At 73.1% G+C, this 16,654-nt stretch carries 9 protein-coding genes; 5 read left to right on the forward strand and 4 right to left on the reverse strand.

The annotated features are described in order from the left end of the window. The first annotated feature begins 108 nt into the window (after positions 1-108). From ACIF6L_RS32055 to ACIF6L_RS32065, 3 genes are all read left to right on the forward strand, one after another. Complete coding sequence (locus tag ACIF6L_RS32055) at positions 109-612, forward strand: hypothetical protein (RefSeq protein WP_396491043.1); 504 nt, start codon at positions 109-111, stop codon at positions 610-612. Between the two features lie 727 nt (positions 613-1,339). Further along, positions 1,340-1,870: an HAD domain-containing protein gene (locus tag ACIF6L_RS32060; protein WP_396491042.1), complete on the forward strand. Its 531-nt coding sequence runs from the start codon at positions 1,340-1,342 to the stop codon at positions 1,868-1,870. A gap of 227 nt (positions 1,871-2,097) precedes the next feature. After that, a complete protein-coding gene (locus tag ACIF6L_RS32065) occupies positions 2,098-3,033 on the forward strand; it encodes an ADP-ribosylglycohydrolase family protein (RefSeq protein ID WP_396491041.1) in 936 nt (311 codons plus the stop codon). 247 nt (positions 3,034-3,280) lie between these two features. On the opposite strand, the gene ACIF6L_RS32070 is transcribed toward ACIF6L_RS32065, so the two are convergent. Together ACIF6L_RS32070 and ACIF6L_RS32075 are read right to left on the reverse strand one after the other, a co-directional pair. Beyond that, positions 3,281-3,505: an RICIN domain-containing protein gene (locus ACIF6L_RS32070; protein WP_396491040.1), complete on the reverse strand. Its 225-nt coding sequence runs from the start codon at positions 3,503-3,505 to the stop codon at positions 3,281-3,283. Between the two features lie 652 nt (positions 3,506-4,157). Continuing rightward, positions 4,158-5,276, reverse strand: a complete 1,119-nt coding sequence (locus ACIF6L_RS32075; protein ID WP_396491039.1) for an ROK family protein — start codon at positions 5,274-5,276, stop codon at positions 4,158-4,160. 67 nt (positions 5,277-5,343) lie between these two features. Here ACIF6L_RS32075 and ACIF6L_RS32080 point away from each other — a divergent pair, with 67 nt between their 5' ends. Both ACIF6L_RS32080 and ACIF6L_RS32085 read left to right on the forward strand, forming a co-directional pair. After that, a complete protein-coding gene (locus ACIF6L_RS32080) occupies positions 5,344-6,459 on the forward strand; it encodes a Gfo/Idh/MocA family oxidoreductase (RefSeq protein WP_396491038.1) in 1,116 nt (371 codons plus the stop codon). Then, entirely contained in the window at positions 6,459-6,950 is a 492-nt protein-coding gene (locus ACIF6L_RS32085; protein WP_396491037.1) for a heme-degrading domain-containing protein, read from the forward strand. Before ACIF6L_RS32080 ends, ACIF6L_RS32085 begins: the two co-directional genes overlap by 1 nt. 224 nt (positions 6,951-7,174) lie before the next feature. On the opposite strand, the gene ACIF6L_RS32090 is transcribed toward ACIF6L_RS32085, so the two are convergent. Further along, positions 7,175-7,636, reverse strand: coding sequence for a hypothetical protein (locus tag ACIF6L_RS32090; RefSeq protein WP_359838932.1), 462 nt, complete (start codon positions 7,634-7,636; stop codon positions 7,175-7,177). Between the two features lie 111 nt (positions 7,637-7,747). Further along, positions 7,748-15,793 (reverse strand): DNRLRE domain-containing protein, encoded by an 8,046-nt coding sequence (locus tag ACIF6L_RS32095; RefSeq protein ID WP_396491036.1) that lies wholly within the window; start codon positions 15,791-15,793, stop codon positions 7,748-7,750. Positions 15,794-16,654: the final 861 nt, after the last annotated feature.

Below are 16,654 nucleotides of genomic sequence, written 5' to 3' on the forward strand. Positions count from 1 at the left end.
CCATCCGCATATCTCACACACCATCGGATACAGCCACCTCACCCCACCAATCAGGGACTTCGGGAGAGTTCACCCTGACGAGCCGAAGTCAGTAATGAGGAGCATGGTGTGGGAAGTCTGTTGAGGGGCGTCAACGGGGTCCGGTGGGCAGACCTAGGTGACGCGGCGGGGGCTTCGGCCGGCGGCATTCCCTCCCTGCTGTCTCGGATCGCGTACGGGGATGAGGTCGCGGCCCGGACGGCGATCGATGAACTGGGCGACGTCATCTGTGCTCTCGGGTTCGTTGTCAGCGATGCGACAGCTCCCACGGTCCCGTTTCTCGTCGAGCTGTTCGGGGCCCCGCACACGGCCTGCAAGACCGAGTTGCTGGACCTGCTGGGAAGCATCTGCCAGAGCGACCAGTGGCACTCGGCCGCCGTGGCGGCCAGAGGTGATGAGCGCGACGCGAGCTACCGACAACAACTCGGATGGGAGGACGCCGCGAGGACAGCCGTCTTCGCCAGCCGCTCAGTCATCGAAGGTGCGGCCTCCTCGGCCCTGCCGGAGGAGGCCACGGCTGCGAGGAGGTTGCTGCGAGTGATGGACCACAGCACGCCGTTTCCGGAGCTGTGATCAGCCGTCGTGGAAGATCCTTTCGATGCTCCGCGCAAGCTCAGCGACACCCAGCAGTGTGCTGGTCGGCCATTGACATGGGGAGCGGCGCCGAGTCTTGGGTGTCTCTGGAGGAACGACCATGGTGTTCGAGACCGTGTCGCAGTCATCGAATGGGACGAGTGGTCCATGACCCCGGGGCAATTATGCGCGGCCGACCGGTCGGGAAGGTACTCCGATCACGTCCGCTGTTCACGGCGACGCGCGACGGCGCAAGCACCGAATGGGACTCGATCCCCTCCGAGGAGCACCAGATCAACGGCTTGGCCCAGCTGGTCTCCGACACATCAGAACCCCGACGAGCAAGCGCAGCCGGATAGCTCCTACGACATCGGGCCGAACGGGTCGAGGCCGAGCGTGCGGGCGCGGATGCCGGAGTCGAAGGGGGCGCTCCGGGCGCCGCCGCGGTCGGCCCGGGCGAAGAGGAATTGAAGGCCGATGGCGGGGTCGAGGACTGCGGCGTCGGCGAGTTGGAAGCATCCTCGGCCGAGCCCGCGCTCACCTCTCTCCAGTCCGTGTTCAGCGGCTCCGCGCCCGGCCCGTTGACGACGAACTCCTCACGGCACCGGTCGCCGTTCGGCCGGAGCAGCTGGCTCTTGACGGTGGACGCGCTCGCGACCTGCCACGCCAGCAGGTGGGCTGGGGGAGGAGGCCCACCGCTGGGGACAGAACCCCCTATCGTGCAGCGATGACCAGTTCTGCACAGCGTCCGCTGCTCTTCCTGGATGTCGACGGACCGCTGATCCCGTTCGGGGTCACCGCGCAGGAGCTTCCGGACGGTTATCCGACCTTTCGGACGGCTACCGGACTGCGGGGGCCCGACGCGAATCCGCTCCTGGCCAGGATCGATCCCGCGCATGGGCGCCGCTTGGCGGCGCTGCCGTGCGAACTGGTGTGGGCCACTACCTGGATGGCCGAGGCGAACGAGTACGTCGCACCGCTGATCGGCCTGCCGGAACTGCCGGTGGTGACCTGGCCCGAGCCGACCGACCAGGACGAGCAGGACGAGCTGGACGGCCTGCACTGGAAGACCCGCGCCCTGCTCGACTGGGCGGCCGGCCGCCCCTTCGCCTGGGTCGACGACGAGATCACCGACATCGATCGAACCTGGATGTCGGCGCACCACGGCGGTCGGGCCCTTCTCCATCGCGTCGACCCCCGGCGGGGTCTGACCGACGCCGACTACGCCGTGCTCGACCACTGGCTGCGCGAGGCCTGAGGCAGCTCCCTGCCTGGGCGGCCGGTGCTGTCCGGGCCCTCGTGGACGGGACAGGGCGTCGCTCGGCCACTGGGTCGTCAAGTCGGCATGAGGCGGCAAGGCGGCGAGGCCGCGGTGCTGCCGGGACCGCGTCGGCGACGGCGACGGGTCGGGCCCGGCACGCACCGGCCGGTGGTGCCGCCGGAAACCGGCTGCGGCAGGACCGAGGAGGCTGTCAGGATGCCGGGATGACGACCATCTCCGCTGCTCGCGACTCGTTGGAAGGTTTGGCTCTGGGGGACGGATTCGGGGAGCGCTGGTTCCCCCTCTTCCGCTCGCCCAAGGAGGCGCTCGAACAGATCCGGGCCCGGCGCACCCCGGAGGAGGGGCCCTGGCACTGGACCGACGACACCGCGATGGCGCTGTCGGTCTACGGGATCCTGACCGCCTTCGACGCGGTCCACCAGGAGCGGCTCGCCGAGGCCTTCGCGGCCACCTACCGGGCGGACCAGGGGCGCGGGTACGGGTACGGCATGCACGTGCTGCTGCCCGAACTCGGCGCGGACCCGGCGAGTTGGCGTACCGCCGCACGGGCGCTGTTCGACGGCCAGGGCAGCCTCGGCAACGGCGCGGCGATGCGGGTGGCTCCGCTGGGCGCCTGGTTCTGCGCCGACCTGGACGAGGTGGCCGAGCAGGCGGCGCTGTCCGCCGAGGTCACCCACGCACATCCGGAGGGCGTGGCCGGCGCGGTGGCCGTGGCCCTGGGAGCGGCCCTCGCCGCGCGCGGGCGCTCCGGGACGGCGCCGGCCGGCGCGGACCTGCTGGCCGAGGTCGCGGACCGCACCCCGGCCGGCGCCGTCCGCGACGGGCTGCGCCGGGCCGCCGGGCTGCCCGCCGCCACCGAGCCCTGGCGCGCCGCCGACCTGCTCGGCAACGGGCAACGGGTCCGGGCGAGCGACACCGTCCCGTTCGCCCTGTGGTCCGCCGCGCATCACCTGGACAGCCTGGCCGACGCCCTCTGGACCACGGCGGAGGGCCTGGGCGACGTGGACACCACCTGCGCCATCACCGGCGGCGTCGTCGCCGCCCGCACCGGTCTGGCGGACGTGCCGCAGGCCTGGCTGGCCTGCCGCGAGCCGCTGCCCGCCTGGGTCGCCGAGGCGGAGTCGGAGGAACCGGCCTGACACTCCGTGGCCCCGGAGCGCCGGAGGACGACTGGCACCCGGACACCGCCGAACCCGTCGAACGTCGGCACCGCCTCGCCCCCGGGGAAACGCCGTCCGGATGGTCCTGGAGCCTTCGCGCTCCAGGACCATCCGGCTTCCGGACGGTGGCGCCGCCGAACCAGGTCGACGGGCGGCCCGCCGGATCGCGTTGCCGCGGTTGCCGGTTACGGTGTATCCGGCGGCCGGCGCCGACCGGGGGAGGCGGTCAGACGGTGGTGCGCTGCCACTGCTGGTTGTAACCGGTGTTGCAGGTCCACTGCTCCAGCGAAGTACTGTCCGCCGTCGACCGGTTGGTCACGTCGAGGCACTTGCCGCTGTGCTGCGCGATGATCTGGGAGTAGCCGGTGCCGAGGGCCTTGAACCAGAAGTTCTGGTTGGATCCGGCGCCGCACGACCGCGCTGCACTGTCCGGCACTGTCAGCGCGACCATGCGGGGTTCAAGCCGATATGACCGGATCGGGTCGACGCGGCGACGGGCGATCGCGCTCGGCTCCTCCTCTGGTCTCACGCTCCTGCGGTCTCACACTCCTGTGCCGGAGGCCCGCTGCTCCCACCCGGTCACTCGGAGCCCCACGCACCTCTCCGGCATGCCACTGGAATGCAGACGCCTCGTGGCCATGCTGGGCGGCTTCTTCTCCACCGGCGCCGCCGACGTCGTTCCCGCTCGGGTCAGGCCGCGCGATGCGGGGTCCACGGTGTCGGCGCGGTGTTCCACCACGCGCCGACACTGGAGAAGGTCGGGGGTCTCGACACGCGTGGCGCCGGGCCCGCCGCGGCCGGGGGCGGGGTCAGCCCGGGCCGGGACCGGTGTGCTGCGCGTTCTGCGCGGCCGGAGCCACGTGGGCGGCCGTCGCAGTGCCTGGCGAGCTCACCGTCGGAGCAGAAGAACGGCTGGTCGCCGGCGGAACGCTCTGGTGAGGGGGCATCCCCTCGGATACGGCTTCGGGCGCGGCTCACGGCGGGGTGGGGCGGCGGCGCCGAAGCGGTGGCGTGGACGTGAAGGGTGCACGGGGGTGACTGGGCGGCGGAGGCGGCCGGTTCCGTCGTGCCGCCGCCCGACCCCCGGCCGCGGGGCCCTGCCGTCAGGTCCGGCGGCCGAAGAGCGGGCCGAGGACGAGTTCGGCGGCGCCGGCGGCGACGGCCAGGCGGCCGGCGGTGCTGACGGAGACCGGGACGGGCTGCCAGTCGGGGTCCGGGATCCGGGCCTCGATCTGTGCGGCGACGCCGGCGAGGTAGACGTCGGGGGCGGACAGGACGGCCCGCCCGCCGAGCACCACCCGGTCGATGTCGAGCAGCCGGACGAGGTTGGCGACGCCGACGCCGAGCAGCCGGGCCGCGGCGGCGTGGTCGCCGCGGCGCAGCTCGGCGAGGCAGAGCACCTCCAGGCAGCCGTGGTTGCCGCAGTCGCAGGGCGGTCCGTCGAGCTGGACGGTCTGGTGGCCGAACTCGCCGGCGTTGGTCCGGGTGCCGCGGTGCAGGGCCCCGTCGAGGAGCAGGCCCGCGCCGAGGCCGGCGGCGAGGTGGACGTAGGCGAGGCCGCCACCGGGTCGCGGGGTGGTCGGGGCCTCGGCCAGCGCGGCGGTGTTGGTGTCCTTGTCGACGACGACGGGCAGGCCGTCCAGCCGGGCGGCGAGTTCGTCGCGCAGCGGGTAGCGGTCCCAGCCCGGTGAGTCCCGGGCGTCGAGCGGGGTGAACCAGTGCAGGACGCCGGCGGCGTGGTCGAGCGGTCCGCGGCAGCCGATGCCGGCCCCGAGCAGGCGGGCGCCGGGTGGCAGGACGGCGGCGGCCCGGTTGATCCGCGTGGTGACGAGGCGGACGGCGTCGACGGGGGCGAGACCGCGCTCGACGGGTTCGGTGCGGACGTGGTGGTGGCGGCCCGCGAGGTCGACCAGCAGGACGGTGAGCTCGTCGCGCTCCAGGTGGACGCCGACGGCGCAGGCGGCTTCGGCGCGCAGCCGGAGCAGGGTGCGGGGCTTACCACCGGTGGAGGCCGCCTGGCCGGCTTCGACGATCATGCCTTCGGCGAGCAGCCTGGCGGTGATCTTGCCGATGGCCTGCGGGGTGAGTCCGGTCCCGGCGGCGAGCTCGACGCGGCTGCTGCCCTGGGGCGCGGCCCGGAGCAGGCCGAGGACGAGGGCGGCGTTGTGGTCTCGCAGTCCGGCCAGGTTGGTGCCGGACGAGCCGGGGTGCGACGTCGTCATGGGGTCATTGTGCCTGGAGCCGACGTTCGGGCTTGCACTTAAGAAACACTGTTGCTTAACTACGGGCATGACTTCCGAGAGCACCCCCGACACCGGTCGCCCCATCCGCGTCGCAGTGGTGGGCTACGGCCTCGCCGGAGCGGCCTTCCACGCCCCCCTCATCGCCACCACCCCGGGCATGCGCCTGGACGCCGTGGTCACCACCGACCCCGGGCGGCGCGAGCAGCTCCGCAAGGACCACCCGCAGGCCCGCGCCGTCGACACCACCGAGCAACTGCTCACCACCCCGGACGCACTCGACCTGCTGGTCATCGCCTCCCCCAACCGCACCCATGTGCCGCTCGCCCGCGCCGCACTGGAGGCCGGAGTGTCCGTCGTGGTGGACAAGCCGGTGGCCGGCACCGCCGCCGAGGCGGCCGCGCTGGTCGAGCTGGCCGAGGCCCGCGGCCTGATGCTGACGGTCTTCCAGAACCGCCGCTGGGACGCCGACTTCCTCACCGTCCGGCGCCTGATCGCCGACGGCACACTCGGCCGGGTGCACCGCTTCGAGTCCCGCTTCGAGCGCTGGTGGCCGGAGCCCTTCGGGGTCTGGCAGGAGTCCGCCGACCCGGTCGAGGTCGGCGGCATCCTCCCCGACCTGGGCAGCCACCTGGTCGACCAGGCGCTCACCCTGTTCGGCCCGGCCGTCCAGGTGTACGCCGAGGTGGACACCCGCCGCGACGGCGCCGTCATCGACGACGACGTCTTCCTCGCGCTCACCCACGCCGGCGGCGTCCGCTCGCACCTGTGGATGAGCGCCCTCTCCGGCCAGTTCGGGCCGCGCATGCGCGTCCTGGGCGACCGCTCCGCGTACACCGTGCACGGCCTGGACCCGCAGGAGCACGCGCTGCGCGCCGGGCGGCGCCCGGGCCCCGGCTGGGGCGAGGTCCCCGAGGAGGACCGCGGCCTGCTCGGCACCGGGGACGGTGCCGCCGCGCACCCCTCGGTCCCCGGCGACTACCCCTCCTTCTACGCCGGGGTGGTCCGCGCCCTGAACGAGAGTGCGCCCGCGCCGGTCGACCCGCGCGACGCCGTCTCCGCGCTGGTCGTCATGGAGGCAGCCCGCCGCTCGGCCGCCGAGGGCCGCACCATCACCCTGGCCGACGACGGCCGCACCGGCACCCTGACCGAGGCGACCCCCTGATGACCCCCGACGAGGCCACCGCCCTGATCCAGCGGGTCGAGGACGAGGAACGCCGTCTGCGCCTGCCGCGCTTCGACAACGACGACGCCTGGCTGCTCGGCACCCTGCTGGTCGGCCTGGCGCGCGCCGAGGAGGCACCCGTGGTGGTGGACATCCGGCGCAACGGCCAGCAGCTCTTCCACTACGCGCTGCCGGGCAGTTCGGCCGACAACGACGCCTGGATCCTGCGCAAGGCCCGCACGGTGGACCGCTACGGCTGCTCCTCCTACCTGGTCGGCCTGCGCTTCGCGGCCAAGGGCCGGACCTTCGAGGAGGACTCCCGGCTCGACGCGGACACCTATGCCGCCCACGGCGGCGCCTTCCCGATCCACGTGGAGGGCGTCGGGGTGGTCGGCACGGTGGCCGTCTCCGGCCTCCCCCAGGCCGAGGACCACCGCCTGGTCGTCACCGCCCTCGAACGGCACCTGGACCGGCGCCTCGAAACCGTCTGACCCGCCGCGGGCCGCCGGCCGCCCGCCGCCCCGGCGAGGCGGCGGGCGGCGGGGGCCTGGACCTGGAGGGGGTCCGGCCCCCGCCGGCCTGCTCACCCGGCGACCGAGTCCGAGGCCTGAGGCCGTTGATCGTGGCGCCGCGCGGGGAGGACCCGCCGTCCCGGTGGCGGTTTCCGGCGATCGTCGCGGTTCCACGGGCCGGAAGGCCCGCGGCCGGCGTCCCGTCACCCGCCGGCGGCGGCCTCCCGGAGGCGGCGTATCTCGGGGTTGCGGCGTAGGTCGGGGAAGCGCTCGCAGAGGCCGCGCACCACCTCGCCGAGGAAGGCCCGGGTGGCGGCCTCGAACTCGGCGTACTCCGCGCTGCCCTTGCCGTCCCGCTCCCGGTGGATCCGGACGGTCTCCTTGCCGCCCCGGCGTTCGAAGCGGTACTCACCGGCGCCCCCGGCGGCCGAGTAGCGGGCGCGCCCGGCGCCCGCCAGCTCCCCGGCCGCGGTGAACAGGCCGAGCGCGAGGTCCAGGACCGGCCCGGTGCCGCTGAAGTCGGCGCCCTCGACGCGGAAGGTGTAGGGGCCCCGGAACGCCTCGCAGGTGAGGTCGTAGAGGTCCGCCGAGGCGAAGTCCATGGTGCCGCGGGGCCCGCGGTCGGCGCCGCCGGTGTCGGCGGCGGAGAAGGACAGTTCGATCATGATACTCGCATTCTCGCAGGTGGGCGGGACGGCGGATCGCCGGGGGCTGATGCTCCAGCCCCCGGCGATCCGGGTCTCACGGTCGGGACCGTTCGGTCGGTGCGACCCCGGTCAGTACGGGTGCGCCGTCCTGGCCGTCCTCCGTCCCTTGTGCTGCTTCACGACGACGCGCAGCCGCGTGGTGTGCCGGCCGTTGCCGTCCCGGCCGATGATCCGGCCGAAGTCGTGCTCGTAGATCCGGCCGTCGCGGCCACCGGTGTTGGCCCGGCTCTTGCCCTTCTTGATCGTGGTGTGGATCAGGTACTTGACCTCGCGGACGTTGCGCGAGCGGAACCGGCTCTTGCCCGCCACGCGGGACTTCGCGCCGTGCCCGCCGAGGATGTGCGGCAGGTCGATGTGGCACGCGTTCTTGTTGTGCGCGACGACCCAGTCGTCACCGACCCGCACGCTGTAGGTGTGCTGGTCCCCGATGGTGAGGTTGACGACCAGCTGGTCGGCGATCTCGCCCCGGTCGGTGACCCGGGTGACCGGGACCGGGGTGCCGGCCGGCGTCACCAGGGAGTCGCCGACCCGCACCTGCGCGGCGTCGGTCCAGCCCTTGCCGCTCACCCAGACCGGGTGCTCGGCGGTGACCCGCAGCGCGGCCGCGGTGTCCGGGTCCCCGGTCGCGCTCGCGCTCGCCGTCGCCGTCGACGGATCCGCCGTCGCGGTCTCGATGTCGACCAGGTGCTTGGTGCCGTACCCGTAGATCACCGACAGCACCGGCTCCGGCCGGGTCTGACCGGTCGCCGGGTCGGTGGAGAGCACCAGGTCGCCGACCTGGACCTCACCGATCGGCAGCTGCCCGCCGTCGCCCATCAGCACCGGGGTGCCCGGGTCGAAGGAGTTGCAGCCGGTCCGCCGGAACACCGAGCGGACCCGGGAGGAGACGCGCCGTACGCGCGCCGCGCCCCGCGAGTAGCGGGCGGCCGCGAAGCCGGCCCGGACCGCCGTGTTGCCGCCGACCAGGCCGGCCGCCGCGGTGATGCTCATCTCGGCGGCCTTGCGCCAGTTGCCGGTCGCCGCGTACGAGACGGCGGAGACGGCGGCCGCGGCGGAGCCGATCGGGCCCGGGATGTACGACGCCACCTCGGCGACCTTGGCCACCACGTGCACGGTCTTCTTCAGCCACTTGGGCATGCCCCAGTGGCCGTCGAGGTCCGTGCAGTTGACCGGGTCGCCGGTGCAGTAGTCGTACGCGCCGGCGTTGCCGCCGGGCTCCGGGTCGACCTGGAGGAAGCGGCCGAGCGCCGGGCTGTAGAGGCGGGCACCCATGAGGATGTCGCCGTCCTGGGCCTCGGCGGAGCGCTGCTTGCCGCCCAGCCAGCCGTACCGCGCGGCGGCCTGGCCGTCCTGCGGGATGCCGAACTCGTCGAAGTCCAGCACGACCGGCTTGGTGAGCGCCGGGTCGGTCGTCAGCACGACGGAGCCGAACAGGTCGGTCAGCTGGAGCTGGACGTCACCGGTCCGGCTCGTGGTGGCCACCAGGTCGGTGTCCGGGCCCGAGACGTTGCGGGTCACGGTGCCCTGGGTGGTGTCCTCGACGACCCAGCGGACCTCGTCGGAGTCGTCGCCGTAGTGGTTGAGCTTCGACGTGGCGTTGGCCCACGAGCCGTCGGTCTGCTTCTTGGCCGTGGTGAACGCGGTGAGGCGGTGGGCGACGTCCTGGGCCCACTGCTGCCTGGTGTCCCCCTTCTCCTGGGCGGCGACCTTGTCGTTGGCCCAGTAGGTGTTGGTCGCGCCGGTCGCGGTCCGCACCGTCCGCCCGAAGGCGTCGTACCCGAAGCCGGGGTCGGTGAGCCGGTCGGCGGAGTCGTAGCCGTGGTTCTCGACGGTGGCCCCGGTCGTGCCGCAGGTGCCGTCGAGGGCCGAGGGCAGGGTGGTCTTCGACAGCCGGTTGGAGTGGGCGTCGAAGGCGTACTGCCGGGTCGCGCAGCCGGTCGTGGTGGTCGACTGCTGGGCCTTCACCAGTCGGCCCAGCCGGTCGTAGCGGTAGGTGCGGGTGGCGGTGGAGCTGGTGTCCCTGGCCACCTGGCCCTGGGTGGAGACGTCGCTGGTCTGGGCCCAGACCACGGCGTTGTCGGAGGTGCGGGTGTAGGTGCGGCCGGTGGCCTCGCCGACCGCGTTGAAGGTGTCCCTGCGGACGATCCCGCCGGGGTAGGTCTGCTCGACCAGTTGGCCGTCCGGACCGTAGGAGGCGGTGAACTCGCCGGCCGTGCTGTCGTTGACCGAGGTGACCAGGCCGCGCGGCTCCTTCGCGCGGTCGTAGGTGTAGGTGGTGGACCCGGTCGGGTCGGCGACCTTCACCGGCTTGCCGAAGGCGTCGAACTCCGTGGTGGTGGTGCCGCCGTCGGCGTCCGTGTAGGAGACCAGCCGGCCCAGCTGGTCCATGACCCGGGTCAGCGACTTGCCGTCGGCCGTGGTCCGCACCGCGTCACCCGTGGCCGGGTCGTACTCGGTGGTGACCTTCGGCATCGCCACGCCCTCGTCCGAGGTGATCTCGGTCGAGGTGATCCGGTCGGCGCCGTCGTAACCGACGACCGTCCTGCGCGACTTGCCCGCGTTGGTCTCGGTGGTCTCCTCGGGCTCGCCGAACGGCGAGTACCGGGTGACCCGCTTGACGGGCAGGGTGGTCGGCATCCGGGTGCCGTCGGCATCGGTGACCGCGCCGCCGGGCAGCGTGGCGCACGGGCTGCCCGCCCACTCGGGGCGGTTGGCGCAGGCGGGGTCCTCCGGGTTGGCACCGGCGGTGTAGAACACCGACCTGACCGTCCCGGCGTCGCCGCCCGTCGAACCCGGCTTGCGCGACTCCACGGCGCGGCCGGCGGCGTCGTACCGGATGGTCGCCGTCAGCTGGGCGCCGAGCGCGTCGGTGGTCACCGAGGTGGCCGCCTTCAGCGTCCAGCCGGCGGTGCCGCCGATCGGGGCGTCGTAGCCCGTCCTGGTGACCCGCAGCTCGACGTCGTCGGCGTAGCCGTCGATCCGGGCGCCGTCGGTGCTGGTGGTGACCAGGTGGTAGGCCTTGCCGTCGGGCTTGCCCTCGTCGTAGGTGTTGGTGTTGTGGTCCCGCGCCACGACCGGCGTGCCGGCGGCGAGCGTGGGGTTGAGCGTGGTCTTGGTCAGGGTGACCCGGTCCAGACCCGCCTGGTAGGAGGGCGCGACGGCCGCCGGGTTCTTCCCGGTGACGGTGAGCCGCAGCTCGTGGTCGCCGCGGGCGAGCCGGCCGGTCGGACCGGCGGCGAACGGGGTGGTGGTGACCGCCGCGCTGTAGCCGTCGAAGGGGGCACCGACGTTCTGGCCGTCGATCGACAGCTGGACGATGCCGTAGTCGGCCGCCTTGGTCAGCAGCGCGCCGAGCTGGTACGTGCCCTCCTCGGGGACCGAGATCCGGAAGGAGGCGTTGTCCCCGACCGCGTCGGCGGCGAGGAACACCTGGCCGCCGCCGGACCAGCCGGCCCCGGCGCAGCAGGTGGCCAGGGTCTGGACGCGCACCGGGTCGGTGGCGCCCAGCTGGACCAGGCTCTCGCCCTCGGCCGTGACGGTGACGGGTGCGGTCTGGCCGTCGACCTGCTCGGCGAGCGAGGCGCGGTAGACCGGTCCGAGCGTCTCGGTGACGTCGAGGCCGTCCGGCGTGTAGAGGGTCCGGGAGTCCAGCAGACGGGCCCGGGACGCGGAGTCGGCGGGCAGGTTCAGTTCGGCCGCGAGGCGTTCGGTGTCCGGGTGGGTGCCGAGCGCGATGGCGCGGTTGGTGGCCTCCAGGGTGCGGACGGCGTGACCGTAGCGGTCGTACTCGGTGGTGTCGATGTCGCCGCCGGGGGTGGTCGACGGCGTCGCCGTGTTGACCTCGTTGCCGGAGGCGTTCAGGTAGTGGACGACGGCCGGCCGGTAGCCATCCGGTCCGGGCCTGGCCGCCGTGGCGGTGCCGGTGCCCGGGTCGTCCTCGGGGCCGTAGACGGCGGTGGCGTCGGTCGGCGCGTCGGTCTGGGCCCAGGCGGCCACGTCCGGGCCGCCCAGGTCGTACGGACCGCCCATGGCGCGCGTCAGCGGCACGTCGTAGACGACCTTGCTCGCGGTCTCACCGCTGACCTGGTCCCTGCTGCCCCTGGCCAGGGCCGCGCGACGGACCTTCAGCAGGCGTCCCGGGTCCTGGTCCGCGGCGGCCCTGCCGTAGTCGAGGTTCCACGGCAGCTCGCCCGCGGGGGTGATCCGGGTGACCCGCCCCGCGTCGTCGTAGTCGTAGGCGGTCTTCAGCGGCTGGGCCAGGCGGGGGTCCCAGACCTGGGCCAGGCGGCCGCGCTCGTCGTAGACGTAGTGCGCGACCTCGACCGCCTCCTGCTTGGCGGTCACCGGGTTCCAGGACCAGACCTTCACGGACCGGATCCGGTCGGTGAAGTCGCCCGGGGCCGCGGCCGTCGCGGTGGTGGCGGACGCGTAGTCGTAGTCGGTGACCTCGCAGCCGCGCGGCAGCGGGTCGACGGTGCAGCCGTTCGCGTCGTCGACACCGGGCTCGACCGGGGCGATCACCCGCTTGACGAGCGAGCGCCGGTCGGTGGAGTCGTAGACGTAGCGGGCGGTGGACCCGGCGTCCGGCCCGCTGGAGGACTGGACGCTGTACACGTCCGAGCCGGCCTGGCGGGCGAACACCGTGGCGGACCCGTCCAGTTCGGACAGCGTGTAGGTGTCGCCGGTCGCCTTCAGGACGAGGTGCTCGGCGCCCGGTTCGGGGAAGAGCGTGCCGTCCTGCGCCCGCGCGAAGGTGAGCGAGGTGTCGTCGACGCCCTTGAGGACGGCGGCGTCCGCGCTCGGGAAGGCCAGCGACACGTAGTCGGCGGACTCGCCGTGAGCCCCGCCGGCCCACTGCGGGCCGAACGGCGCGACCAGTTCGCGCACCGACATGCCGTCGAAGTAGACCGGCTTGTCGGCGTTGTCCGAGTGCCCGTTGTAGAGCCGGATCTGCGCCTCGGTGGCGTCCGCGGCGAGCGTGACGTCGGTGGTCAGCTCGGCCCAGGCGTCGGTGTACGGCGCCTTGCGGGAGACGGTCGTGGTCAGCGCGCCGACCTTGCCGTGGACGGCCACGATCCGCATGCCGCGGTCGTCGAGGCCCGCGGTCAGCCCGGTCGAGGAGGGCACGTACACCCAGGCCTTGACCCGGTAGGTGTGGCCGGGCTTCATGCCCAGCTGGAGGCCGCCCGAGCCGCCGAGCAGCGCGTAGGTGTCACCGCTGCGGTTGGCGTCCGGCAGGACCTTCAGCGAGTCGGTCGAGCCGCCCTGGCCCCGGTCGGTGACCCGCAGGGCGGTGCCCGGGGTGGCCAGGAAGCCGGTGGTGTCGGTGGAGACCTGCTGCTGGTTGGCGGTCAGCCGCTCGCCCTGTTCCTGCCAGCCGCGGGTTGTGCCGCGGGAGGAGGAGGAACGCGTGGTGGTCATGCCGAACTCGTCGGTGTCGGTGACGTCCACCGAGTAGTCACCGGTGAGCAGGTTGACCGAGCCGGGGCCGACCTCGACGCCGGTGGCGCCGTCGGCGTTGGCGTCGGCGGTGAAGGTGGACCAGGCCGTCGGGTAGGCCGGGTCGCTGTCCTTGTCCGTGTAGAGCAGCGCGCGGACCTGTACGACGCCGCCGATCTGCCCCAGCGACTCCAGCACCGACCAGTTGGCGTGACCGCCGAGTTCGGCGAGCCGCGGCCGGGTGCCGGAGGTGGGGGTGTTGTCGGCCTTGGTGAGGTGGGCCGCCGGGATGTCGTACTCGGTGGCGCCGGGGCCGCGGCGGTACTGCCAGGTGACCCGGGTGTACTGGGTCTGGGCGTCGACCGCGAGCTTGACGCGCTTGGCGGTCTCGGAGCCGTCGACCGGGGAGCTGACGCCGGCCCGGCCGACCCTGAAGGTGTGGACGGCCGGGTCGGAGAGGTTGTCCGCCCGGTCCTTGGTCTGCACCTTGAGGGTGTGCGTGCCGTCGGTGGGCGGGGTGATCGACGCGGTGGTCGCACCGGTCGCGTCGACCGTCACCGGTGCCTTGCCGTCCAGGGTGTAGACGTAGCCGACCACGTCGTCGGTGCCGGCCGGCGGGGTGAGGGTGAACCGTCCGGTCTGGCCGGCGGCGCCGTGCCACACCTCGTCGGCGGGGTAGTCGGCGGAGGTGACGAACGGCGCGCCCGGCCGAGTGGTGTCGGCGACGACGACCACGTCCTGCGGGGCCCACGGCGAGTTGTCGGTGCCGTCCCAGAGCCGGGCGCCCATCGAGTACTGCACGCCCTCGTCGAGCTTGGCGAGGCCGAAGTCGGCAGGCTTCACCTGGGCGTAGCTGCCGTTCGGGACCTCCTTGTAGACGCGCTTGACGAGGACGCCGGCGCGGTAGAGGTCGAAGTCGGCGCCGACCTTGCCGGCGCTGTCCGGATCACTGGCCAGGACCTGGAAGGTCGGGGTGGCCGAGGAGGTGAAGCGGGGGTTGCCCTGGCGGGCCGGGAACACGTCGACCGCCGGCGGCGCCGCGGGGACGGTGTTGTAGGTCACCGACAGGAACGGCGGGTGGCCGCCCTGGGAGGAGTCGAAGCGCTTCCACGAGTACGGGCTGGTCTCGGTGGAGGCGCGCAGGCCGAGGGCGTTGTTGGCGTAGCCGTTGTCGGACCAGGCGGTGACCAGCGAGGTGACGTCCTGGGCGACCCAGGCGTCGCCGCAGCCGGCGTTCTCGTTGCCCTTGGTGGCGTTGCTGACCGCCCACTGCTTGTTCCAGTTGGGCTGGTTGGTCCACCGGGAGCCGGTGGAGGCGAGGCCGGTGTCCCAGACCTCCCAGGACCACGGCTCGCAGGACCACGAGTGGGTGTTGTACAGGTTCAGCTTCGCCGAGAGGATGTGCTTGCCGTGGTACGGACCCTCGGGGAAGTGCAGGAAGGAGCGGGCGACCTGGCCGCTGCCGTTGTTGCCGAGCTTCAGCTCGGTGGCGGACGACTGGTCGGTGGTCCAGCCCTGCTGGACGAAGGTGTCGAAGGAGGCGCCGACGGTGAGCGCCGGGTCGATCGTCACCGGGTAGCTGGTCGCCGGGTCGCCGAGGAAGCCGGCGTCCGGGGTGAAGACCAGCTCGGCCTCCGCGCCGGCACCGCGCAGCTCCATCGCGACGGGCGCGCGGCGGTTGTGCTCCAGCGACTGCGGGTCGACCGCCGCGTCCCACATCACGGGGGCGGGGATCTTCGCCTGCACCTTGCCGGACGGACGCTCGGTCAGCTCGATCGAGCCGTCGTCCTTGCGGTCGACGTCCAGGCCGCTGGTGTCGATCGGCAGCACGACGGTGCCGGCCTGGGAGACGGCCGAGCGGTCCTTGACGATCAGGTACTGCTCGAAGCCGGTCCGGGTGGCCTCCAGGACGAGGTCCACTCCGGGGCGGGCGTCGACGTAGGTGGCCCGGCTGCCGTCGAGCCTGGGCTTGGGCAGGCGGCCGAGCCAGCCGAGCTGCACCTGCTGCTCGCCGGCGCCGATCTTGACCAGCTCGCGCTCGGCGGGCTTCTCGGCGGCGGGGTTGGGTGCGGCGGTGGCAGCGGCGGGCGCCGAGTCGGCGGGCTTGGCGAAGGCGGAGCCGGGGCCGGGCGCGGTGGGCAGCTGCGGCCGGGCCTCGTCGCGGCCGGCCCGGGCGTCGGCCGCGTGCGCGGGGGCTTCGGCGGCGGGGGTGCCGGCGGCGGGTATACCGGTCCCGGCCGGGGCGGCGGGCGGGGCGACGGCGTCACCGGTGCGCACGCCGGGGTCGCCACCGGTGAAGGTCAGGCCCTCCGGGTGGACCTTCGGCGCTACCTTGCCGTCCGGGGTCTCCACCAGCGTGGTGTCGACCGGGACCCAGGCGTCGCCGACCTTGACCCGGACCGGTCCGGTAGCGGTGTCCTGGGTCAGCGTCCCCGCGGGGTCGGCCCAGAGCGTGGTGGTGGCGGTCCGGGCGCCGGTCACCTCGACCCGGTGGCCGTTCAGCCGGGCGGCGAGCAGGGCGGAGGCCGCGTCGGGGGCCTCGTTGACGGGTGCGGTGGCCGTGGCCTTGGGGTCGGTGGCGGGTGCGGCGTAGGCGGAGTCGGCGGTCAGCGCATCGAGCGCGACCCCCGTCTCCACCAGTAGCGCGAGCGCCGCCAGAACGGCTGTCCGCCGCATCCGGCGCGTAGTGAAGGCCCCGCCCCCAAAAACGGGCGGGGCCTGCTTCCTCGATGGCAAGAGAGTTTTCTCCACGAATAGTGATGGCAAAGAAGTCGTGCCACACCAAGATCGCAGAGCGGCTGACCGGGAATCCCCGGATCCGGATATCGAATCGGCAAAGATTGGCCGACCGATGCCCACTTTGCCCCGATATTACATGAAATGCTGACTGCATGTCAGTTGGCCGGGAAAGGAGACGCTTTGCTCGCCGACGCCCGACCCGCACCCCCGCAGATCGGCGGGGGTCGTCGATCATGATTTGACGGCAGACGATCATGTTGTGGATAGTCGTTTCCGGGCCGACCGGGGGCGATGCCGACTCCCGCTCGGACGCTACGAGCACGGGGGTGGGATGCGATGTCCGAAGGCCCCGGGGATGGCGCCTTCGGCGGCACCGCGGTCGTCCCGGCGACGGCCACCTGCGCCGAAGGCGGGCAGATCGCGGCCGGCGGGACGTCCTTCCCGCAGGTCGGCGCGTTCCGGGTCGCGTTCCGGGTCGCGTTCCGGGGCGGCGACGTCCCCTCGCCCCCGCGTCCGTTCGATCCGGCCGACACCGTGGACCACCTCGGCGGCGCACGATTCGCCGGGAAACCCGCGTCCGGTTATCACGGGCCGGCCGGGAGCGGTCGGGCCATGCTCCGGAATCATCGCGACTACGACATCCGGATTGACCCACCGAATATCCCGCCCGCTATGGCGGCGGAGAAACGCACGGCATTCCTCGACGCCCCCGGATCGAATCGCCAGGCGGCCGGCTGGTCAATTCCGGCGGGTACGATCCGCAACCGGATCCGGACGAGGTCAACCTCCTTTCTTCTC

Origin of the sequence: Kitasatospora sp. NPDC086009 (genome assembly GCF_044540385.1) — a bacterium.
GTDB lineage: Bacteria > Actinomycetota > Actinomycetes > Streptomycetales > Streptomycetaceae > Kitasatospora.